Annotated in this window: 20 protein-coding genes; 12 read left to right on the top strand and 8 right to left on the bottom strand. The window is 63.1% G+C overall.

Annotated elements, in window-relative coordinates; genetic code table 11:
* Positions 1 to 234: 234 nt before the first annotated feature.
* From NKI24_RS08845 to NKI24_RS08865, 5 genes are all read left to right on the top strand, one after another.
* On the top strand, positions 235 to 606 hold the full coding sequence (locus NKI24_RS08845; RefSeq protein ID WP_352450718.1) for an RcnB family protein: 372 nt from the start codon (positions 235 to 237) through the stop codon (positions 604 to 606).
* 156 nt (positions 607 to 762) lie between these two features.
* Positions 763 to 2,724, top strand: a complete 1,962-nt coding sequence (gene dnaG, locus NKI24_RS08850; protein WP_352450719.1) for a DNA primase — start codon at positions 763 to 765, stop codon at positions 2,722 to 2,724.
* Between the two features lie 374 nt (positions 2,725 to 3,098).
* A complete protein-coding gene (rpoD, locus tag NKI24_RS08855) occupies positions 3,099 to 5,120 on the top strand; it encodes an RNA polymerase sigma factor RpoD (protein ID WP_023678297.1) in 2,022 nt (673 codons plus the stop codon).
* 207 nt (positions 5,121 to 5,327) lie between these two features.
* Entirely contained in the window at positions 5,328 to 5,621 is a 294-nt protein-coding gene (locus NKI24_RS08860) for a GYD domain-containing protein (protein ID WP_352450720.1), read from the top strand.
* Positions 5,622 to 5,830: 209 nt separating this feature from the next.
* Positions 5,831 to 6,211 carry a thiol-disulfide oxidoreductase DCC family protein gene (locus tag NKI24_RS08865; protein WP_352450721.1) on the top strand — a complete coding sequence of 127 codons (381 nt, stop codon included), beginning with the start codon at positions 5,831 to 5,833 and terminating at the stop codon, positions 6,209 to 6,211.
* A 63-nt stretch (positions 6,212 to 6,274) separates the two neighbouring features.
* On the opposite strand, the gene NKI24_RS08870 is transcribed toward NKI24_RS08865, so the two are convergent.
* The gene (locus NKI24_RS08870) at positions 6,275 to 6,532 is read right to left on the bottom strand and encodes a DUF2798 domain-containing protein (RefSeq protein WP_031212108.1); all 258 of its coding nucleotides are present in this window, start codon (positions 6,530 to 6,532) and stop codon (positions 6,275 to 6,277) included.
* A 267-nt stretch (positions 6,533 to 6,799) separates the two neighbouring features.
* On the opposite strand from NKI24_RS08870, the gene NKI24_RS08875 reads away from it, so the two are divergent.
* Positions 6,800 to 7,480: a PadR family transcriptional regulator gene (locus NKI24_RS08875; RefSeq protein ID WP_352744547.1), complete on the top strand. Its 681-nt coding sequence runs from the start codon at positions 6,800 to 6,802 to the stop codon at positions 7,478 to 7,480.
* Between the two features lie 113 nt (positions 7,481 to 7,593).
* Positions 7,594 to 7,884: an HlyU family transcriptional regulator gene (locus NKI24_RS08880; protein ID WP_023678291.1), complete on the top strand. Its 291-nt coding sequence runs from the start codon at positions 7,594 to 7,596 to the stop codon at positions 7,882 to 7,884.
* A gap of 8 nt (positions 7,885 to 7,892) precedes the next feature.
* Here the strand turns inward: NKI24_RS08880 and NKI24_RS08885 are convergent, their stop codons facing one another.
* The 3 genes from NKI24_RS08885 to NKI24_RS08895 all read right to left on the bottom strand — a co-directional run bounded on the left by NKI24_RS08885 (position 7,893) and on the right by NKI24_RS08895 (position 12,625).
* On the bottom strand, positions 7,893 to 10,469 hold the full coding sequence (locus tag NKI24_RS08885) for a polynucleotide kinase-phosphatase (protein ID WP_352450724.1): 2,577 nt from the start codon (positions 10,467 to 10,469) through the stop codon (positions 7,893 to 7,895).
* On the bottom strand, positions 10,466 to 11,848 hold the full coding sequence (locus NKI24_RS08890) for a 3' terminal RNA ribose 2'-O-methyltransferase Hen1 (RefSeq protein ID WP_352744550.1): 1,383 nt from the start codon (positions 11,846 to 11,848) through the stop codon (positions 10,466 to 10,468). The genes NKI24_RS08885 and NKI24_RS08890 overlap by 4 nt, the downstream gene beginning before the upstream one ends.
* Before the next feature lie 132 nt (positions 11,849 to 11,980).
* Entirely contained in the window at positions 11,981 to 12,625 is a 645-nt protein-coding gene (locus tag NKI24_RS08895; protein ID WP_352705392.1) for an FMN-dependent NADH-azoreductase, read from the bottom strand.
* A gap of 109 nt (positions 12,626 to 12,734) precedes the next feature.
* On the opposite strand from NKI24_RS08895, the gene NKI24_RS08900 reads away from it, so the two are divergent.
* On the top strand, positions 12,735 to 13,691 hold the full coding sequence (locus NKI24_RS08900) for a LysR family transcriptional regulator (RefSeq protein WP_352744553.1): 957 nt from the start codon (positions 12,735 to 12,737) through the stop codon (positions 13,689 to 13,691).
* On the opposite strand, the gene NKI24_RS08905 is transcribed toward NKI24_RS08900, so the two are convergent.
* Positions 13,624 to 14,250 carry a TetR/AcrR family transcriptional regulator gene (locus NKI24_RS08905; protein ID WP_352450727.1) on the bottom strand — a complete coding sequence of 209 codons (627 nt, stop codon included), beginning with the start codon at positions 14,248 to 14,250 and terminating at the stop codon, positions 13,624 to 13,626. The two genes, NKI24_RS08900 and NKI24_RS08905, sit on opposite strands and share 68 nt — an antisense overlap.
* A 66-nt stretch (positions 14,251 to 14,316) precedes the next feature.
* On the opposite strand from NKI24_RS08905, the gene NKI24_RS08910 reads away from it, so the two are divergent.
* On the top strand, positions 14,317 to 14,742 hold the full coding sequence (locus NKI24_RS08910; protein ID WP_352450728.1) for a VOC family protein: 426 nt from the start codon (positions 14,317 to 14,319) through the stop codon (positions 14,740 to 14,742).
* On the opposite strand, the gene NKI24_RS08915 is transcribed toward NKI24_RS08910, so the two are convergent.
* Positions 14,739 to 15,689, bottom strand: a complete 951-nt coding sequence (locus NKI24_RS08915; protein WP_023678284.1) for a S1C family serine protease — start codon at positions 15,687 to 15,689, stop codon at positions 14,739 to 14,741. The genes NKI24_RS08910 and NKI24_RS08915 overlap by 4 nt on opposite strands.
* Positions 15,690 to 15,859: 170 nt before the next feature.
* On the opposite strand from NKI24_RS08915, the gene NKI24_RS08920 reads away from it, so the two are divergent.
* The 3 genes from NKI24_RS08920 to NKI24_RS08930 all read left to right on the top strand — a co-directional run bounded on the left by NKI24_RS08920 (position 15,860) and on the right by NKI24_RS08930 (position 18,348).
* Positions 15,860 to 16,729, top strand: coding sequence for a S1C family serine protease (locus NKI24_RS08920; protein WP_023678283.1), 870 nt, complete (start codon positions 15,860 to 15,862; stop codon positions 16,727 to 16,729).
* 7 nt (positions 16,730 to 16,736) lie between these two features.
* Positions 16,737 to 17,372 (top strand): helix-turn-helix transcriptional regulator, encoded by a 636-nt coding sequence (locus NKI24_RS08925; protein WP_352450729.1) that lies wholly within the window; start codon positions 16,737 to 16,739, stop codon positions 17,370 to 17,372.
* A 109-nt stretch (positions 17,373 to 17,481) separates the two neighbouring features.
* On the top strand, positions 17,482 to 18,348 hold the full coding sequence (locus tag NKI24_RS08930; protein WP_352450797.1) for an SDR family oxidoreductase: 867 nt from the start codon (positions 17,482 to 17,484) through the stop codon (positions 18,346 to 18,348).
* 54 nt (positions 18,349 to 18,402) lie between these two features.
* Here NKI24_RS08930 and NKI24_RS08935 read toward each other — a convergent pair whose 3' ends face one another.
* Positions 18,403 to 18,918 carry a TIGR00645 family protein gene (locus NKI24_RS08935; protein ID WP_352450730.1) on the bottom strand — a complete coding sequence of 172 codons (516 nt, stop codon included), beginning with the start codon at positions 18,916 to 18,918 and terminating at the stop codon, positions 18,403 to 18,405.
* A gap of 239 nt (positions 18,919 to 19,157) precedes the next feature.
* The coding region (locus NKI24_RS08940; RefSeq protein ID WP_502901438.1) for an OmpA family protein at positions 19,158 to 21,004 on the bottom strand (1,847 nt) is incomplete at its 5' end.

Raw genomic sequence — 21,004 nt, forward strand, 5'->3', positions numbered from 1 at the left:
CGCCTGTTGGCACGCGACGGAGCGTGTCGGAAATGGATGGCTGACAAAATGGTTGCATAGACTGCGGAGTTGCGGCGGGTCATGCGTCCATTCCCGGACGCCCGCTTTAAAGGTAACGCTGAATTAGTCGTTCTAAACGTAGGAAATCATTACGAAAACGTAATCTCGGTGTTCAGTTTCGGTTCATCCTCCCGGCTCTATTCCGTAGGCATCGACAACCAAGGAGTACCCGCCATGAAACGTATCGTTCTTTCCGCCATTGCCTTCTCGATGCTGGCTGCAACCACCTGGCAGGGCCAGACTGCACCTCTGAACACACCAAACGCGTCGCAGTCGAACTACAGCCAGGTCGACTGGCAAAGGCCCGGCAGGCATGTCGACGTGAACAAGCGCGTCGTAGTGAAGAAAAAGATCGTCGTGAAGCGCAGCCATTGGCGCAACGGCCAGAGATATTCCAGCTGGAAGCGTCACCAGCCGATCCGCGACTATCGCCACTATGGCCTGCGCCGTCCGGGTCCCGGGCAGGAATGGATCCGGGTCGGCAACGACTATCTGCTGGTCAGCGTTCTCTCCGGCCTGATCTTCGGCGCCATCGCCGCGCAGTGAGCCCGGAACGGCTGACCGCGCTGCGTCGGTTTAGATCGAGAAGGCGGCCCGCGGGCCGCCTTCTCTTTTTGGCCTGTGAAAACCGGGTATGATCGCCATTAGGAGTCGTCGGGCTTCGACCGTGTGATTATATGGAGGCTAAACGAGCTGTCCCCCATGCGCTTTCCGCCTGCTTTCCTCGACGAGATCCGCGACCGCGTGCCGATTTCTTCGGTGATCGGCCAGCGCGTCGCGTGGGACAGGAAGAAGACTAACGCGCCGCGCGGCGACTATTGGGCGTGCTGTCCCTTCCATGGCGAGAAGAGCCCGTCCTTCCACTGCGAGGACAAGAAGGGCCGCTACCATTGCTTCGGCTGCTCGGTTTCGGGCGACCATTTCAAGTTCCTGACCGAACTTGACGGGATGAGCTTTCCTGAAGCGGTCGAGAAGATCGCCGACATGGCCGGCGTGCCGATGCCGGTTCGCGATGCCCAGGAGGAGCGGCGCGAAAAGGAACGCGCCAGCCTGACTGACGTCATGGAGATGGCGACGGCGTTCTTCCAGGAACGGCTGCAGGGACCGGAAGGGGCAAAGGCCCGCGCCTATCTGCGCGACCGAGGGCTGACACCGGCGACGCAGCAGTCTTTCCGCCTCGGCTATGCCCCCGACAGCCGCAATGCGCTGAAGGAGCATCTTGCCGCCAGGGGTGTCCCCAAGGCCGACATCGAGGCGTGCGGGCTGGTGCGCCATGGCGACGACGTCCCGGTTTCCTACGATTGGTTCCGCGACCGCGTCATGTTCCCGATCCCGGATTCCAGGGGCAAGATCATCGCCTTCGGAGGGCGGGCACTGGCGCCGGATGCGCTGGCCAAATATATGAACTCGCCCGATACGGAGCTCTTCCACAAGGGCAACGTGCTCTACAATTTCGCCCGTGCGCGGCAAGCACTGGGAAAGGGGACGCTGGCCAAGGCCGGCACCGTCATTGCCGTCGAAGGCTACATGGATGTGATCGCGCTGGCGCAGGCCGGCTTCGAAAACGTGGTGGCGCCGCTCGGCACCGCGTTGACTGAAAACCAGCTCGAACTTCTATGGCGCATGGCTGGCGAGCCGGTGCTGTGCTTCGACGGCGACCAGGCCGGGTTGAAGGCAGCGTGGCGCGCCGCCGACATGGCGCTGCCGGCGGTCCAGGCAGGCCGCTCCGTGCGCTTCGCCCTGCTGCCGGAGGGCAAGGATCCCGACGATCTGGTCAAGGGTGACGGGCCGGATGCGTTCCGCGCCGTGCTTTCCGAGGCACGGCCGCTGGCCGACCTCTTGTGGATGCGCGAGACCGCCGGCGGCATCTTCGACACGCCGGAACGGCGGGCGGAGCTCGAAAAGACGCTACGCGAACTGACCAGCCGCATCCGCGACGAGAGCCTTCGCTATCACTACCAACAGGAAATGCGCGAGCGCGTGCAGAGCTTCTTCGGTGCCCAGCGCGGACGCCAGGGACGTCAGGACGGACGGCCAGGTGAGCGCTTCCCGGGCAGGGTCTCAGCACCCGGCGGACAGTTTGCACGTGGCGGCAATGCCGGTGGGCGCACCGCGATCACCGAAAGCCTCGGCCGCTCGGCGCTGGTCAAACGCGGCGGCGAGGGCATGTCGGTGCGCGAGGCGACGATCATTGCGGCCCTCGTCAACCATCCCGTGCTGATCGACGAGAATTTCGCCCATGTCGAGTTCCTCGATCTCGCCAATTCCGATCTGAAGCGGCTGCATGCGGCCATCCTCGACGCCATGGCGCACGATATGGCCAACAACCGCGAGGCTGTAATCGCGACGATCGAGCGGGCCGGCTGCGGTGAGATCTGGCAGCGCGCGGTGGCGCTGATCAAACGTGCGCGGCAATGGCCGGCGCTGGAAACGGCAGCACTCGACGATGCTCGCGATGCGTTCAGCCAAGCTCTCCACTTGCAGCGCAGCGCGCGCACCTTACATAAGGAGCTGAAGCAGGCGGAAGCAGCGCTCGCCAGCGATCCCACGGACGAAAATTACCGGCACCTGGTCGAAATCCAGGCGCAATTTCGCGATGTGCAGGCAACGGAAGCGCTGATCGAAGGGTTTGGCGTATCGTCGGGCAGAGCTGGGCGCGTTTAGATCGAAGCCTCCAGAAGACTGAAATGTAAGGACGTGCTTGCGCGTTGAATCAAGCGTGCGGTGCTCTAAGTCGGGTAATTGATTCGCTTTTTTCATGCGAATCATGCGAGAGGCGCTTGACCTTCCGGCAGAATGGCGGAATCAGGTCGATTCGAAACGTTAACCCGCCCCGGCATCGACGGGAATGCAGCGATGTAAGGTACTGATCACTGGACAGGCAGTCAGCTTGCCACAGATATCAGGGTTAATCTGGACTTAACGAGAGATGCAGTTACTGGCCCGGTAAAGCGCGTTCTGGAAGGAGCGCATCCAATTTGACCGGACCGGCAGCTTACGCGGCTTTGATACTCAGCCGCTTGGAGAAAATAAAGACTATGGCGACAAAAGAAAAGGAAGAAGTCGAGACCGAACGCGAGGCCGCGACCGATGGCCCTCTGCTCGACCTTTCCGACGATGCTGTCAAGAAGATGATCAAGGCCGCCAAGAAGCGCGGTTATGTCACCATGGACGAGCTGAATTCGGTGCTGCCCTCGGAGGAAGTGACCTCCGAGCAGATCGAGGACACGATGGCCATGCTTTCCGACATGGGCATCAACGTGGTCGAGGACGACGAGCAGGGCGAGGAGCCCGAAGCCGCCGATACCGCCGCTGACGCCGAGGAAGACGCCAACGAGCTGGCCGAGCAGACCGGCACTGCCGTCGCCGCCACCACGACCAAGAAAGAGCCGACCGACCGAACCGACGATCCGGTCCGCATGTATCTGCGCGAGATGGGCTCAGTCGAGCTTCTGTCGCGCGAGGGCGAAATCGCGATCGCCAAGCGCATCGAGGCCGGCCGCGAGACGATGATCGCGGGCCTTTGCGAAAGCCCGCTGACTTTCCAGGCCATCATCATCTGGCGTGACGAGCTCAACGAATCGAAGATCCTGCTGCGCGAGATCATCGACCTCGAGGCGACCTATGCCGGGCCGGAGGCCAAGCAGGCGCCGGTTGTCGAGCGTATCGAGGAAGCCAAGACCGAGGAAAAGTCGCGCCGTTCGCGCGAGGACGAGGACGACATCACCAATGTCGGCGGCGACACCCGTGGCCTGGTGGACGACGACGAGGAAGACGATGACGAGGCGAGCCTGTCGCTGGCGGCCATGGAAGCGGAACTGCGCCCGCAGGTGATGGAGACGCTCGACGTCATTGCCGACACCTACAAGAAACTGCGCAAGCTGCAGGACCAGCAGGTCGAGAACCGGCTGGCTGCCGCGGGCACGCTGTCGCCCAGCCAGGACCGCCGGCTGAAGGAATTGAAGGACCAGCTGATCAAGGCGGTGAAGTCGCTGTCCTTGAACACGGCGCGCATCGAGGCGCTGGTCGAGCAGCTCTACGACATCAACAAGCGCCTGGTGCAGAACGAAGGCAAGCTGCTCAGGCTGGCCGAAAGCTATGGCGTGCGCCGCGAGGAATTCCTCAAGGAATATCAGGGCTCGGAGCTCGATCCGAACTGGACGCGCTCGATCGGCAATTTGACTTCGCGCGGCTGGAAGGAATTCACCAAGAACGAGAAGGACGCCATCCGCGACCTGCGCGCCGAGATCCAGAACCTCGCCACCGAGACGGCGATTTCGATCCAGGAATTCCGCAAGATCGTCAACCAGGTGCAGAAGGGCGAGCGCGAAGCCGCGATCGCCAAGAAGGAAATGGTCGAGGCCAATCTGCGCCTCGTCATCTCCATCGCCAAGAAATACACCAATCGCGGCCTGCAGTTCCTCGACCTGATCCAGGAAGGCAATATCGGCCTGATGAAGGCGGTCGACAAATTCGAATACCGCCGCGGCTACAAGTTCTCGACCTACGCGACATGGTGGATACGGCAGGCGATCACCCGTTCGATCGCCGACCAGGCGCGCACCATCCGCATTCCGGTGCACATGATCGAAACGATCAACAAGATCGTGCGCACCTCGCGCCAGATGCTGCATGAGATCGGCCGTGAGCCGACGCCGGAAGAACTGGCGGAAAAGCTCGCCATGCCGCTGGAAAAAGTGCGCAAGGTGCTGAAGATCGCCAAGGAGCCGATCTCGCTCGAAACGCCGGTCGGCGACGAGGAGGATTCGCATCTTGGCGACTTCATCGAGGACAAGATGGCGATCCTGCCGATCGACGCGGCGATCCAGGCCAATTTGCGCGAGACGACGACGCGCGTATTGGCCTCGCTGACGCCGCGCGAAGAGCGCGTGCTCAGAATGCGCTTCGGCATCGGCATGAACACCGACCACACGCTTGAAGAGGTCGGCCAGCAGTTCTCGGTCACCCGCGAGCGCATCCGCCAGATCGAAGCCAAGGCGCTGCGCAAGCTCAAGCACCCGAGCCGGTCGCGCAAGCTCAGAAGCTTCCTCGACAGCTGAGGCCGGGTGACGGATAAGCAGTTTCAAGGGCGCCGGTGGCGCCCTTTTCCGTTTGGGCACAGGCGATCACGATTGAACGCGCCGCTCTTGCGTGTCGTGCCCTACGAGAGGATAATTCCGCGACGGACGCATTCTCTGGGCGACAAACCCGGATGCCCGCCCCGGCAGTTGGACGCCGTGCTCCGTGGCACCGGAGGGAGGTGTGGCATGACAACTTACATCGTGCTGATCAACTGGACGGAGCAAGGCGCCAAAAACGTGCGCGAATCGCCGAAGCGGCTCGATGCCGCCAAGAAGCTGCTGGGAGACATGGGCGGGTCCTTCAAGGCATTTTATCTCACCATGGGGGATTGCGACATGGTGGCCGTGCTCGAAGCGCCCGACGATGCCGTCCTGGCTCGTTTCTCGTTAATGCTGGCGACGGCTGGCAACGTCAGGACTCGGACGCTCAAGGCTTTCCCGGAGGATGCCTATCGCGAGATCATCACCTCGCTCGGCTGAGCCGCGGCGCCTGAAGCGCGTCGCGCTGAACGGCCTTTGCGACGCGCTTAAGCTCTTCTTTTTATGCATGTCGTTATCGTAAAACCGCTGCGTACCCTTTGGGCGACCTGGATCAGCGAAACCGGCCATTCCGCCGGTATCGTGTCACGTTGCGGCGCAACGGCATTTCTCGGATAATCCGTGCGTGTCCTCTGGTGCCGTTTCGAAAGATGAGCAAGCCTCTGCTGACCGTCTGGTATAATACGCGCTGTCCGGTCTGTGATGCCGGTATCAGCCGGCAGAAGCGGCGGCTGATCGAGGCGGTCAAGGCCGGGCGGATCGAATTTCGCGACATCAATGCCGAACCGGCGGCGCTGGCCGGATACGGCATCGGGCTGGAGGACATCCGGCGCCGGCTGCATGCGATCGACGCCGACGGCAAATTGCTGGCCGGCGCCGATGTTGCCATTGCTGTATGGCGGACGACGCCCGGCGAAGGCTGGCTCGCAACGCTGTTCGGCAATCCCGGCGCACTGCCGTTGACGCGCTATGGCTATGATCGCTTTGCCGATCTGCTCTATGCCTGGAACCGGCGCAAAGGCCGCTGGTAACGGGTATTATTCGCTCCGCACCGAAAGGTCCGGAGATTGTTTCCAGGCCTTTCGCGTGCCCTGCTATCGAGCCACGGGCTCGCAAAGCCAGCCAACGATACGGCGCACCGCCGGCAGCACCAGCAGCAGCGTCGGAAAGGCCACCAGCCAGGACAGGCCCCAAGCCGTCAGCCAAGTGGCCAGCATGTCGGGCTGGAAGCCAAGGCTTTTCAGTGTCGAGATGAACGACACGATGAACGTCATCAGCAACGACAGCACCAGCGGGCCGAGCACGGCGGCATAGCGCGCAGGCAGCTTGCTGCGGGGGGTTTTCATGGTCATTTGGATTTCCCTGAAGCATCCGGTTCGTCGCCTTGCATCCATTCGCCGGTATTGTCGGCGTAACTGCCCGGAACGACCGGGGTGGATGCGTTGCTTCACAGACGCTTACGGAGCGGCCTTCGGCCCTCATGCACCCTCTAGCTGCCCTCGCTGGCGAAATCAATCCTGCTGGTGCCATTTTCAGATACATCGTAAGATATATCTTGACTCGACCGTGGCGGGCACTTAGTTGAGATATATCGTAAGACATAACTCAAGGAGCAGACAATGCACAAAGACAATCATTTCGAGCATCATCGTTTTGGCGAACACGCCGAGCGCGTTTTCATGCATATGGCCGGCAAGTTCGGTGGGCGCGGCGGCTTTGGTCCGTTCGGGCATGGCATGAGAGGCGGCGGACGCGGCGGGCCGGGCGACATGTTCCGCGCCGGGCGCATGCTGGCCGACGGCGATCTCAAGCTGATCACGCTGTCGCTGCTGGCCGAGGCGCCGCGGCACGGCTATGACATCATCAAGGCGCTGGAGGAGCGCACCAGCGGCTTCTACAGCCCGAGCCCCGGCGTGGTCTACCCGACGCTGACCTTCCTGGAAGAGGCCGGCTACGCCGTTTCTACGGCGGAAGGCAACAAGAAGGTGTTTTCAATCACCGAGGCTGGGCAGGCGCACCTCAACGAAAATCGCGAGATGATCGACCACGTGCTCGAACATCTCGAGCGCTTCGGCCGCAAGATGGCGAAGGCGCGCGACTGGTTCGGCTGGAACGATGACGGCGACGGTGGCCGGCGCGGCCGCGGCCGCTCGGAAAAGCGCGACGAGTTTCGCGCCGTGCGCCACCGGCTGCGCGCCGCGCTCGGCGAAATCGTCGATGCGCCTGAAGCAAAGCAGGCCGAGGCAATCAGCATATTGGAAGCTGCCGCAGAGGCGTTGGAAGCGTTGTCGCGCGACTGACCTCTGAGTGCCAAGCCAGCTGCGGCCCTTGCCCGCTCGGCCAAGGACCGGTACTGAAAATCATCCTGCACCGCGCTATGTGGTGCAGGATGATTGCCGTTGGAGGATACCCCATGTCTTTTCTGAAGCGTCTTTTCGGCGGAGGCAACGAAGCCGCCGAGCCAAAGACAGCGGCGCCGGCAAAGCAGATCGAGCACAAGGGATTTTTGATCAGCGCCACGCCCTACAAGGCGGAGGGCCAGTACCAGACCTGCGGCGTGGTTTCGAAGGAGATCGACGGCGTGATGAAGGAGCACAAATTCATCCGCGCCGACCGCTTTGCCGGGCTTGATGACGCTGTCGACATCTCGATCAAAAAGGGCATCCAGCTGGTCGACGAGCAAGGCGAGAAGATCTTCGGATAGATCGGCTACTACAGCCTTGGGTCGATTGGCTCGCTTTCCAACGCCAGCACGGCGAAGACACACTCGTGAACCCGGCGTAGCGGCTGCTTGGCGACAAATCGCGTTAGCGCTTCGTGGCCAAGCGCGAACTCTCTGAGCGCCAGGCTGCGCTTGCCGGCCAGGCCGCGTTCTCGGAGGCGGACGAGATTGTCGGGCGCGTCATATTCGGGACCATAGATGATGCGCAAATATTCCGGGCCGCGGACCTTCAGCGCCGGCTGGATGAGCCCCTTCTTGCCACGGCTGACGAAGTCGCATGGTTTGACCACCATGCCTTCGCCGCCTGAGCCAGTCAGCGCTTCCCACCAGGCGACGGCCTCGGCACACGCGCTGCCGTCGGCCAGATCAACCATACGCCATCGAGTCGGCGTGACCACGCCGCCACGGGCAGCCAGACGGTCCGCGAGCGACATGTGCCAGACATGGTCCTGGTCAAACCAAACACGTCCCTCGCTGGCCAGCAGGTGGAAAGGCGCGGCCTTAAGGTCCTCGACGCCCGAAACTGGCCATACGTAGGGTGCCCAGGCGGTGGCGTATTTGGCTGCGCGGACGGCCCGGTCTTCAAGGCGTGCGTTCAGGCCGGCTGCATCGACGCCGCGCGCCATCGCACGGGCCAGCGCCTCGCTGCTGGCCTTGAGACCGGCGGCAGAGGATGTGGCCACAGGCGCATACTGGCTTTCGATCAGACTGCCGGCCTTGGCCGACCAAGGCATTATCTCGGCGTCCAGCAGCAGCCAGTCGCTGTTCAATTCCTTCCACAGATCCGCCGCGTCGACCTCGGTGCGAAGACGGGCGAGCAGGTCCTCCGTCATGGCAGTGTCATTGAAAAAGGAGCGTCCGGTGCGGGTCCAGATTGCGCCGGTTTCGTCGCCAGGGACCCCGAAGCGGCTGCGTGCCGCCTGCGCGTTCCGGCAGAGCGCGATCACTGCCCGCGAACCCATGTGCTTCTCCTCGCACACGATCTGCGCAACGCCGCGCTCGCGGAAGTAAGCGAAGGCATCCTCCGGACGTTCCAGCCAGCCGTCCTGGCTGCTGGTCTCGGACGGCGACATGGTCGGCGGCAGATAGATCAGCCATTGCGGCGAGAGCGCGAAGCGGCTCATCACCTCCAGTGCTGCCGACGCGTTCTCCTCGGCCACGACAATCCGGCCCCTCAGTCCGGTCTCGATCCAACGGCGACCGGAGACATCCTGATAATCGAGCACGCCGTCGGCGTCGGCCTGTGCCGATTTACCGGGACCGGACCCGCCCAGCGGACGTATCGGCTCCGACCAGGTCTCGATTGCCGACACCTCGACCAGTTCGCGTTCCGGCCAGCGCAAGGCCGTCAGCTTGCCGCCAAATACGCATCCGGTGTCGATGCACAGGGTGTTGTTGACCCATTCGGCCGATAGCGTGGGCGTATGTCCATAGATAATGGCCGTCTTGCCACGATAGGCCGCAGCCCAGTCGGCACGGACGGGCAGCCCGAACTCGTCGGTCTCGCCTGTGGTCTCGCCGTACAGAGCGAACTCGCGCACAGCGCCGGAACCGCGTCCGATCATCTCTTCCTTGAGGCCGGCATGGGCGACGGCGAGGCCTCCGCCATCGAGCCAGACATGGCTGCGCAGGCCGTCGAGAAAGGCCGGCAGCGCCTCGCGCAGGCCTCGGTCCTGTGCATTTAGCTGATCGACAGTCTGCTGGAGGCCGTGAGCGACCGTGACCTTGCGGCCTTCTAGCCAGCGGCTGAGTTTGCGTTCATGGTTGCCCTGGACACAGTAAGCCGTTCCAGCCGCGACCATGCTCATGGCAATGCGGAGTACGTTGGGCGAGTTGGGGCCGCGATCGACGAGGTCGCCGACAAAGACGATCTTGCGGCCCTCTGGTGGAACCACGGTGACCGTTCGGTCGCCCTGATGCTCAGACCAGACGATGCTGTAGCCCAATCGAGCGAGCAGGATATGAAGCTCATCCGAACAGCCGTGGATGTCGCCAATGATATCGAACGGGCCATGGTCGTCGCGCTTATCGGTCCACAGCGGCTGTCGCGACACCTCGGCCGCGTCGATGCTGGCCTCGCTGGTAAGCTTCCAGACTTGGCGGAAGCCCTCGCGTTGGAGGCCGCCAAGACCCTTGCGGATCTCGGTTGTCATGCGCTGGGCGACCCCGGCGCCGAACGGCCGGTCGGCTCGCACCGCATTGCGTGCGACGCACACCTCGACGCCTGGATCGAGGACCACGGCGACCGGCAAAGCGTGCCACTTGCGCGCCAGCTCAATCCAGGCCTTGCGGTCGGCGGCTCGCACATTGGTGGCGTCGATGACGGCCAGCCTGCGGTGTTTGAGCCGCTTGCCGGCTATTTCGCGAACCAGGTCGAAGGCATCCGCAGAGACGTCCTGGTCGGTTTCGTCGTCGGAGATCAGCGCCCGGCACTGGTCCGAGGAGATAATCTCGGTCGTCAGGAAATGCTTGGCGGCGAAAGTCGACTTGCCCGATCCGGTCGAGCCGATCAGCACGACGAGGGCGAAGTCAGGAATGGTGAGGTTGGTCTTATCGGGTTCTCTCATCGGGTGAACACCGCCATCTGTGTGGGGGCGCCGAGGGTCGGGTCCTCGGCTCCGATACCGCTGAAGGTGGCTGCATAGCCATAGATCTCGGTGATTTTGGCCGCCCAGGCTTGGAACTGAGCCCGGCTCCATTCGAAACGGTGATCGGGATGGCGAAATGCGCCAGGGACCAGTCTTGGAAACAGAGCGTTGTAGTCCGCATTCGGAGTGGTCACGATGACGGATTTGGGCGCCGTCTCACCGAAAACGATGCGTTCGACCAGGGGCAGCCTGTCCTCGTCGAGATGCTCGATGACCTCGACCAGAACGGCGACGTCGGCTGCGGCCCAACGGCTGTCCCGGTAGGTCAGCGATCCATGCAGCAGCGTGACCCGGGCCTCGGGCGGCCCGCCTAATTCGTTCAGCTTGAGACGCTTTGCGGCCCATTCCAGTTCGCGCGCCGCCGGATCCAGACCGAACAGCTTGTGGATCCATCGCTCGCGCACCAGCCTGTCGAGCAGCTTACCTTCACCGCATCCCAGATCCGCAACCGTGGTTCCTCCCGTCGCCCGAATGGCGTGGACAACTGCGTCCATGCGCAGATCGTTGAGCCGGATAGGCGTCTCAAGCGCTTCCTCGGGCGTGGCGCGCAACTCGGCAGGTCGTGCCTCGCCAGACGTCTCGGGAGCCAGCCGCTCCAGGGCGATGCGGGTCAAGGCCCTGCGATTGCCCAGATAGCGGCGCACGATCAGGTCTTTGGCCGGATGATTTTCCAGCCAGCCTTCGCCTTTGGACAGCAGCTTGTCGATCTCTGCTTCGCCGACCCAATAATGCTTGGCATCGTCCATCACCGGGATCAGCACGTAGAGGTGGTTCAACAAGGCGCTGAGCCGGCCCGTGCCGGTCAGCTTCAGATGGCCGTATCGGGGCTCGCCTGCAACACCCCCGATTCCTTCGATTGGCGTCAGATCGACTGTCCAGCCCAAGGGTTCGAACAAACTTCGAACCAGAACCTCACCGCCGCGCATTGGCAGTGGCGTAACCACGGCTTCCAGCGGCAGTTCGCTGTCGGCCAGTTCCTGGCGCTCCTTCGATATACCGGTCATCGCCGTCCGCAGCATTTTATTCAGCGCCACCGACAGGAAGGATGATGCTGCGTAAGGCCGGTCGTTCACATATTGGTCAAGCAGGCCCTCTGCCTGGCCCTTGCCCCGCACCAGGCCCACAGGATCGACATCGAGCAGGAGTGCAGCCTCGCAACGCTCTTCGGTTGCCTCGGGATAGAACAGCCACGCCTTGCCGAAAGACAGGTCGGTCTCGTGCAGACGATCCGGATGCTTGTGCAGCAAGAAGCCGAGATCGGTGGCCGGACGGTGCGTTGTGGCAACGGAAAGGAACATCCGCGACCGATAGCGCAGACAAGCGGAATAACCAATGGCGGTTGTGTGGCCCACCACAATAGGTTGTCGCCAACGACAACAAGGGCAGGCGCCGGGCGCCTGCCCTTGTACAATTCAGACGATGCTGACGCTTTACGCCGCGGTGGCGACGCGCTCGGCATTACCGGTCGCGGCCACAATGGCGTCGACCTTTGTCGAGGCCTTGGCCAGCGCTGCTGCCACCGCATCGGCGCCCATGCCGACTCCTTCGATGCGGATGACCTCGACATCGGTCATGCCGAGGAAGCCAAGCACGCTGCGCAGGTAGGGAATGGCGTGATCGAACTGCACGGCCGCACCTTCGGAATAGATGCCGCCCGAAGCCAGTACGATGTAGACCTTCTTGCCGGTGACGAGCCCCTTGGGGCCGTTCTCGCCATAGGCAAAGCTCTTGCCGGAACGGGCAATGTGATCGACCCAGGACTTCAGCGTCGAGGAGATGTTGAAGTTGATGAAGCCGGTGGCGAGAATCACCGAATCGGCGGCGAACAGTTCGTCCAGCACGACATCGGAGACGCCAACGACTTCAGCCTGGCGCGAGGTGCGCGCTTCGGCCGGCGTGTAGATGCCGGTCGCATAATCGGCATCGATATGCGGCAGCGGGTTGGCGACGAGGTCGCGGGCGACAAGCTTGGCCGAGGGATTGGCGGCAAGCAGCTTTTCGGCGAGTTCGGTGGCGATGCGGGTCGAGTGCGAGGCGGCGCCGCGTGGGCTGGATGTGACAAGAAGGATCGACATGATGGGTCTCCAGGGTTGGATTAAAATCTCCCGGCAAATATGTGTGCGCAGACCCATTTGAAAAACTGGTATATTTTGTATATGATCCATCTAAATTGTGGATTGAACGATGCAGCCTAACCCGACCCTTGACCAACTGCAGATCCTGGTTGCGGTGGCCGACACCGGCTCCTTCTCGGCTGCCGGGCGCAAATTGAATCGCGCGCAATCGGTGATCAGCTACGCCATCGCCAACCTCGAAGCGCAGCTCGGGCTGAAGCTGTTCGAGCGCGAGGGCACGCGTGAACCGCAACTGACCGATGTCGGCAAAGCGACGCTGGAAGATGCGCGGCGCATGGTCGGCGTGCTGCAACGCATCCGCTCGCGTGTCGACGGATACCGGCAGGGATTGGAGGCGGAAGTTACGCTGTCGGTCGACGTGACGCTACCGTCGCCGGTGCTGGTTCGGGTGCTAAAGGCATTCGAGGCGCAGTTCCCGGCCGTGACGCTGCGTCTGCATATCGGCTCGCTTGGCCTTATCCTCGATCATGTTGTCGGCGGACAGGCCGATCTCGGCATCGGGGGGCTTCTGGGTGAGACGGACGTGAATCTGCTTCGCATCGGCTTCTTCTCCCTGGTGCCAGCCGCAGCGCCTGATCACCCCCTGGCGCTGCTGCCTAGACCAGTGGCGCTAGAGGATGTCCGCGAACACATCCAACTGGTCGTCTCGGACCAGTCCGAGCGTACGCGCGGGCGTGACTATGGCGTCTTCGCCTACCGCACCTGGCGGCTGACGGATGTGCGCACCAAGCACGTGCTGATGCGCGAGGGGCTGGGCTGGGGCGGGCTGCCGCGATGGCTGATTGCCGATGATCTGGCGACCGGCCGGCTCGTCGAACTCGATCTCGAGCCTTACAGCGAAGTCCGCTCGCCGCTCTATGCCATGCACCGCGCCGATCGCAGCCCGAAACCGGCGGCCGCCTGGCTGATCGACCAGTTCAAGCGCCAGCTAGGCTGTTTCAACGAGTTCGAACCGGGTGAGATACCTGAGGAGGAGCCGGAGACAGGCCGTCGATCAGCGCCATGAGAACGGCGCGATAGTCCTCGATCGATGCTCCAGTTTCGATGGCGAGCGCTGCGCGGTCGAAGGCGGCTGCGAGCACCGCGGTCAGTGCTTCCACAGGCAGTCTCGTCATGGAGTGCGAGCGCATCGCGGTAACAAGGCCTTCGCGCAGCGAACGGTTGCCATGGCGATTGTCGATCGCATCCATGGCGGCGCGGCCGAGCACGGCCGGGCCGTCAAGCAGCAAGAGCCGCGTACGGCCGGGCGCACGCATGGCAGCCAGATAGGCATCCGAGCCGGCAATCAGCGCATCGCGGGCAAATAGCGAAGGCGGCGACGCGCGTTCGATCTCTTCCGAGACGGCTTGCGCCTCCTGTTCGACCACAGCGGCAAACAACGCCTGCTTGTCGGCAAAGTGATGATAGAGCGCGCCGCGCGTGACGCCGGCAGCGGCGGCGATCTCGGGTGTGCCGGTCTCGGCATAGGACTTTTCGGTGAACAGTTTGCGAGCCGCGGCGATGAGCTCGGCGCGTGTCGCGGCGGTGCGATCACGGTTGGAGCGACGAGCGGATCCTTGTTGCATACATGCAGCCTGTATGTTAATTCCATTTACCTGCAGACTGTATGTTATTTGCCGGGAGAAGGAAAGATGAGGACGACGAGCTATTATCCGGTGCTGATGACGAGCGACGTTGCCGGCACGGCAGCCTTTTATGTTGCGCATTTCGGCTTCAAGCCGCTGTTTGAGGCCGACTGGTACGTGCATCTGCGCTCGGCCGAAGACCGTCGCGTCAACCTCGGCATCGTCCAGGGCGATCATGAGACGATCCCGGAGGAAGGGCGGGGCCGCACATCTGGCCTGCTGATCAATTTCGAGGTCAGGGATCCGGATGTCATCTATGAGCGGATCACCGCCGTTGGCCTGCCGATCCTGCGAACGCTACGCGACGAACCCTTCGGCCAGCGCCATTTCATCACCAGGGATCCCAACGGCGTGCTGATCGACGTGATCAGGCCGATCCCGCCGAGCCCAGAATTTATGGCGCAATATGCGCAGGGTGCTGCGGCGCGCTAACTCGCCCGCGCCAACGGCATCACGGTGACCTGAGTAATGCCGGAGCGGCGCACCACCGTGCACAGTGTCTCGCGGCCGATTCGCTCGGCGTCGAGCATGCGCACCAGATCGTCGACGCCGGTGACCGGGCGGCCGTCGATGGCGGCAATAATGTCGCCTTCCCTGAGGCCGGCTTTGGCCGCCGGGCTGTTCTTTTCGACGGTGCGCAGGCGCACCGCCGTGCTGCTCGATACTTGCGACAAAAGAGCTGCGCGGCGCGGCAGGTTGGTGGTGTCGGCGGAAACGCCGATGAAGGCACGGCGCACACGGCCGAAGCGGATGATTTCCGAGATGACGAAATTGGCGGTGTTGGAGGCAACCGCGAAGGCGATGCCTTGCGCACCGTGGATCATCGCGGTGTTAACGCCGATCACCTCGCCGGCCGAGGACACCAGCGGGCCGCCGGAATTGCCGGGGTTGAGCGCGGCGTCGGTCTGGATGACGTCGTCGATCAGCCGGCCGGTGGAGGCGCGCATCGAGCGGCCGAGTGCCGAGACGACGCCAGTGGTGACGGTCCATTCGAAGCCGAGCGGATTGCCGATGGCAATTGCAATCTGGCCGCGCCTCAAACGCTTGGAATCGCCAAGCGGCGCAACATCGGCAAAGTTGCCGTCGGCGCGCACCAGCGCAATGTCGGTGTCGGGATCGCGGCCGAGCACGCGGCCTTCCCTGGAGGCGCCGTCCGGCATTGACACGCGCACGCTGCGCGCATCGCCGACGACGTGGAAGTTGGTGACGACCAGCCCGTCCTGCGCGATGACGAAGCCGGAGCCATGGCCGCCCGGGCCACCGATGCGCTCGATGCGGCAGACGGCGGGCCCGATGCGGTCGACGGCATCGGCGACCGTCGCCGAATAGGCATCGAGAAGGGCATCGTCATATTGCAATTGCTGGGCGGGCAGGGCCATCCGAGGGCTCCGTTTGGAACAAGATGAACAATGCCTATATGTGCGGAGCGGCCGGACCGGCCGCGACCTGACCAGATGGCCAGTCACATGCCCAAACTAGCCGTCAGGCGAGTATCCGCCAACGTCCTGCCGGGCGATATCTGGGTCACGAAGAACCCAGGAGATAAATCATGAGCGATTTCAATCTGAGCACGTTTTCCGACGCCATTGCCGACATCGCGGCAGCCGCGGCACCAGCGACGGCCAGCTTCGCGACGCACCACCGGACGTCAACTGCTTTCCACTGGCGGGACGGCTATTTCGTCACTGCCGAGGAGGCGGTCGAGGCCGGCGAGGAGATCGAGCTGACGTTTTCTTCGGGCGAAGCCGTCAAGGCGGAACTGGTCGGCCGCGACCCGTCCACCGGCACGGCCGTTTTGAAACCGGCCGGCGCGCCGGGCGCCCCGTCACTGGTAAAGGCGGATGCGGTGCGGCCGGGCAATCTGGCGGTCGTGGCGGGCAATAGCGACGGCACCTCGCTCGCTACCTTCGGCACGGTCGGCGAGGTCGGCCCGGCCTGGCGTTCAATGCGCGGCGGCACGATCGACCGGCGCATCAACCTTGCCGTCAATGCCGGCGGCCGTTTCGAGGGTGGCCCTGTGCTCGACGCCAAGGGTGGACTGATCGGCATGCTGCTGTTCGGGCCACGCCGGCGGGCGCTGGTCATGCCTTACGAAACGATCGAGCGGGCAGTCACGACGCTGCGCGAGAAGGGCCATGTGGCGCGCGGCTATCTTGGCGCCGGCCTGCATCCGGTCCGCAATGGTGATACACAGGGCGCCATGGTGATGAGCCTCGACGATAACGGGCCGGCGAAATCAGCCGGTCTCAGTCTCGGCGACATCATCGTGTCGTGGAACGCGGAGACGGTGCATGGCCCGCGCGAGCTGATCCGCAAGCTCGGGCCGGACAGCGCCGGTGCCTTGGTCACACTCGGCGTGGTGCGCGGCGGCGAGAACCGTGAGGTTTCCCTGACCATCGGTGAAAAGCCACTGAGCTGAGGGATAGATGGTAAGCGGCGAGGTCGCTGGCAGACGGCTGACGGTGCTGATCGCGCTCGGTGACGTCGAGCGCGCGCGAAGTCTGTCCGCCGTTCTCGCCGCGACCGATGATCTGCGGCCGGTTCTGGCCGGCGAAGTCGACGGGCGTGAGGCGGCGGATGTCGCCATCGTCGATGATCATGGGCTACAAGGCGGGCTCGTCGACGCGGCTATGCCTCGCGTGCTGCTATCGTCGCGAGCGGCCCGCGAACGGCCGGCCGATACAGTGTTTGCCGTGCTGCCCGTGCAAGCGGACGAGTTGCTGATCGCCGCCGCCGCGCGGCTCGCGGCTGCGGGCTACCGGATTTCGCGCGACAGCCATGCTCTATCCGATCGGCATCACGATTTGACCTTCCATGACAGCGACCGGTTCGAAGAGGAACCGACTGACGAGCATATCGTCCGGCCGACGCTTTCGCCGCGGGAAAGCGAGGTGCTGGCGCTGCTGGCCGAGGGCGCCCCCAACAAGGTCATCGCGCGGCGGCTGAACATCTCCGTGCATACGGCGAAGTTCCATGTCGCAGCGATCCTGACGAAGCTCGGTGCCGCCAACCGCACCGATGCGATTGCCATCGCCATGCGGCAGGGCCTGGTGCTGGTCTAGCTCGTCTCAAGGCCGACGCAGCGTAACCCGCATCCGGTGTGTTGGGCCTTGCGCGGCGGTTCTCAGCCGCGCAAGGATCGTGTCTTTCATGTTGAAGGAAGGCGCAAGGATGTCGCTCAAGGGAAAGACGCTTTTCATCTCCGGCGGGTCGCGCGGCATCGGGCTGGCGATTGCGCTGCGCGCCGCGCGCGATGGCGCCAATGTGACGATCGCGGCCAAGACCGCCGAGCCGCATCCGAAGCTGCCCGGGACGATCTACACAGCGGCGCACGAGATCGAGCAGGCCGGCGGCAAGGCGCTGCCGGTGCTGTGCGACATTCGGGATGAAGAACAGGTCGCCGAAGCGGTCGCCAAGACCGTGGAGAGGTTCGGCGGCATCGATATCTGCGTCAACAACGCCAGTGCCATCCAACTCACCGGCACGCTGGAGACTGATATGAAGCGCTACGATCTGATGCACCAGATCAACACGCGCGGCACTTTTCTCGTCTCCAAAATGTGCATTCCGCACTTGAGGTTGGCGGAAAATCCTCACATCTTGAATCTGGCGCCGCCGCTCGACATGAAGGCCAAGTGGTTCAAGAACCATGTCGCCTACACGATGGCAAAGTTCGGCATGTCGATGTGCACGCTGGGCATGAGCGCCGAGTTCGCCAGGGACGGCATTGCGGTCAATTCGCTATGGCCGATCTCGACCATCGACACGGCGGCGGTGCGTAACCTCCTGGGCGGGGCGACGGTGGCGGCGATGAGCCGTTCGCCCGACATCATGGCCGATGCGGCATACGCCATCCTGGTCAGGCCGTCGCGTGAGGCGACCGGCAATTTCTACATTGACGAAGAAGTGCTGCGCGCTGAGGGCGTCAGCGATTTCTCGGCCTATGCGCCGGGTGCGACAGGCCCGCTCGCCGGCGACTTTTTTGTGCCGGACGAGGTGTTCGGCCGGTCGGATACCAAAATCAAAGGTATCTACTGACGGAAAGTATCTCGCTACAGAAGTATCTCTCAAAAGACCGGCACAGACGCGTGCTCAGTCTTCGGCTTTCTTGGCTTTGCCAAGACCCATCAGCCGGTCGATATAGGCAAGCATCAGTGCCGACAGAACGAAGGCCAGATGAATAATGGTCAGCCACATCAGCTGGTCAGTCGTGTAGGAGACCGAGTTCAGGAACACCTGCAAGAGGTGGATCGAGGAGATCGCTACGATTGTCGAGGCGACCTTGACCTTCAGCGAGCCGACATCGATCGTGCCCAGCCAATGCACCTTGCCATCATTTTCATCGAAGCGGCTGACGAAGTTTTCGTAACCCGAGATGATCACCATCACCACCAGTGAGGCGACCAGCGCGGCATCGATGAGGCCGAGTATTTTCAGGATGGTGTCGGTGTCATCGAGCGTGAAGGCGACGGAGACGAACTCGAACAGCTTGTTGCCGAAGGACACGGCATAGATGGCAAGTGCCGCACCCAGTCCGAGATAGAAGGCGACCAGCAGCCAGCGCGAGGCGAGAATGATCGATTCGATGGCGAGTTCGAGGCGCTTCATGCGGCGATTCGGGCTCCGTTGTCGGAGCGCCGTATTTCGGGCAGGCTGCGGCGGTTTGCAAGGTTTCAAAAAAACGAAACCCCGCCGGGGAGGGGAACCGGCGGGGCTCGTGTGTCCCGCTGGAGTCGGGACAGGGCAGGGAACGCCCTTTCCAGAATCTGGGATGGGTAACCGCGCGTTTCAAGATTGATGACCGCGCGATTCAATTGTTGATCAAATCGCGCGGTTCACATTGCGGTTTATTGGGCGCTGGCCACCGGCGCTACCAGGGGGGTAATCCGGCGGATGGCGACGCGGCGGTTCTCGCGGTTGGGTCCCGACGTGTTGACCTTGAGATACTCCTCGCCATAGCCCTGCGTCGTCAGGTTCTCCGGCGGGATGCCAAAGGCGTTGGTCAAGGCTTCGGCGACCGCCTCGGCGCGGCGGTCGGACAGAGCAAGGTTCGCTTCCGGTGTGCCGACAGCGTCGGTATGGCCCTCGATCAGGAAGCTCTCGGCCGGGTTTTTCTTCAGCAGCTTGTCCATGGCGCTGGCAACACCCTCCAGCTTCTGGACCTCGGTGTCGGAAATCGAGGCCGAACCGAATTCGAAGTTGAGCGTGTCGAGGTCGATGCGGCGGGCGATGTCGCGCACGCGGGCCGAGCGCTTGACCTCGTCGATCGAATAGAGGCGCTGGACCCTCTCGACCGGCGGCCGTTCGAGGAAGGTGTAGTAGTCGTCCGGATCCTCGACCTCTTCGGAATCCAGAATGTATTCCTCTTGCGGGATGGTAAGGCGCATCGGCGGCAGGTCGTCGCCCGGGTCGCGCCAGTCTGCATCATCATCATAGTTCCGCTCGTCGACATAGCTCAGCACATATTCACGGCCGTCGGGCGCGATGCGTGAGCGCTGGATGACGTCGCCGTAGCGGTTGCGGATGGTGACGATCCGGACACCATTGTCGCGCTCGACGATTTCCCGGGTGCGATCGCCCGACAGGTCCTCATAATAGACATTCCTGGCGCCACGATGCATGCGCGGGGCATCGCTGCTTTCGACGAACGTCTGGTTGTTGAACTGTAGGATGACGCGGTCGCCGAATTCCCTGACGACGTTGGTGCCCTGGGGGCGCGGACGGCGGCGAACATCCTCGATGTCCGGCGCACGCTCGACACGCTTGCCCTTTTCCTCCGTCACCGGAACGATCTTTTCAGGCTTGATCGCCTGCTGGGCCGCCTTGTCGTCGGTAGGTGGCGGTCCCTCCTCGACCGGAGCCGGCTTCGGGGCTTCCACCTGGTTCTCGCCCTGCTGGGCGGGCTGGTTGCCCTGCTGCTTACCGGCATTTTGGCCGCGCTCCTTGCCACCCTTGCGCTTGCGCAAGACATCCTTCTGGCTGTCCAGAACAGGTGCCTCGTTCGGATTGGCCTGGGCTTCACCCTGGACCGGATTTTCACCCTGGACAGGCGCGGCCTGGCCAGTCGAAGGCTGTTCGCCGGTCGAGGGCTGTTGCTCTCCTGTCACCGGCTGTTCGCCGACAGGCCTCTTGCCACGTTTCTTGATCTTGTCCTGGGGCTGTTCGCCCTGGACGGGAGCGGCCTGCTGCTCGGTCGGAGCCGGTTGGGCCTGTGGGGTCGCTTCCTTATTGGTCGGCGCCGGCTGGCCTTCCGGCTCCGTGGCGGGTCCGGTCAATTCAGCAGGCTTCTTGCGCTTGCCCGGCTTTTGTCCGGGCTCGACAGTCGGAGCCTGTTCTGCCGGGGCAGCCTCGATCTGCTGGTTCTGTTTTTGCTTCTTCTTGCGCGGATTGATGTTGGGCTGGTTGTCGTTTGCCGGCGCTGCCTGCTCGGCCGGTTGTTCCGATGGGGCCGCTTCGATCTGCTGCCGATTGCGCCGCTTCTTGCGGGGTTGCTCGGTCTCGGCCGGAGCGATCTGCTCGGCCGGAGCAGATTCTGTTTGCTGCTGCTGATTGCGCCGCTTCTTGCGGGGTTGCTCGGACTCGGCTGGAGCGATCTGCTCGGCCGGAGCGGATTCTGTTTGCTGCTGCTGATTGCGCCGCTTCTTGCGGGGTTGCTCGGACTCGGCTGGAGCGATCTGCTCGGCCGGAGCGGATT

The organism is Mesorhizobium sp. M0701, assembly GCF_040320365.1.
Lineage (GTDB): Bacteria > Pseudomonadota > Alphaproteobacteria > Rhizobiales > Rhizobiaceae > Mesorhizobium.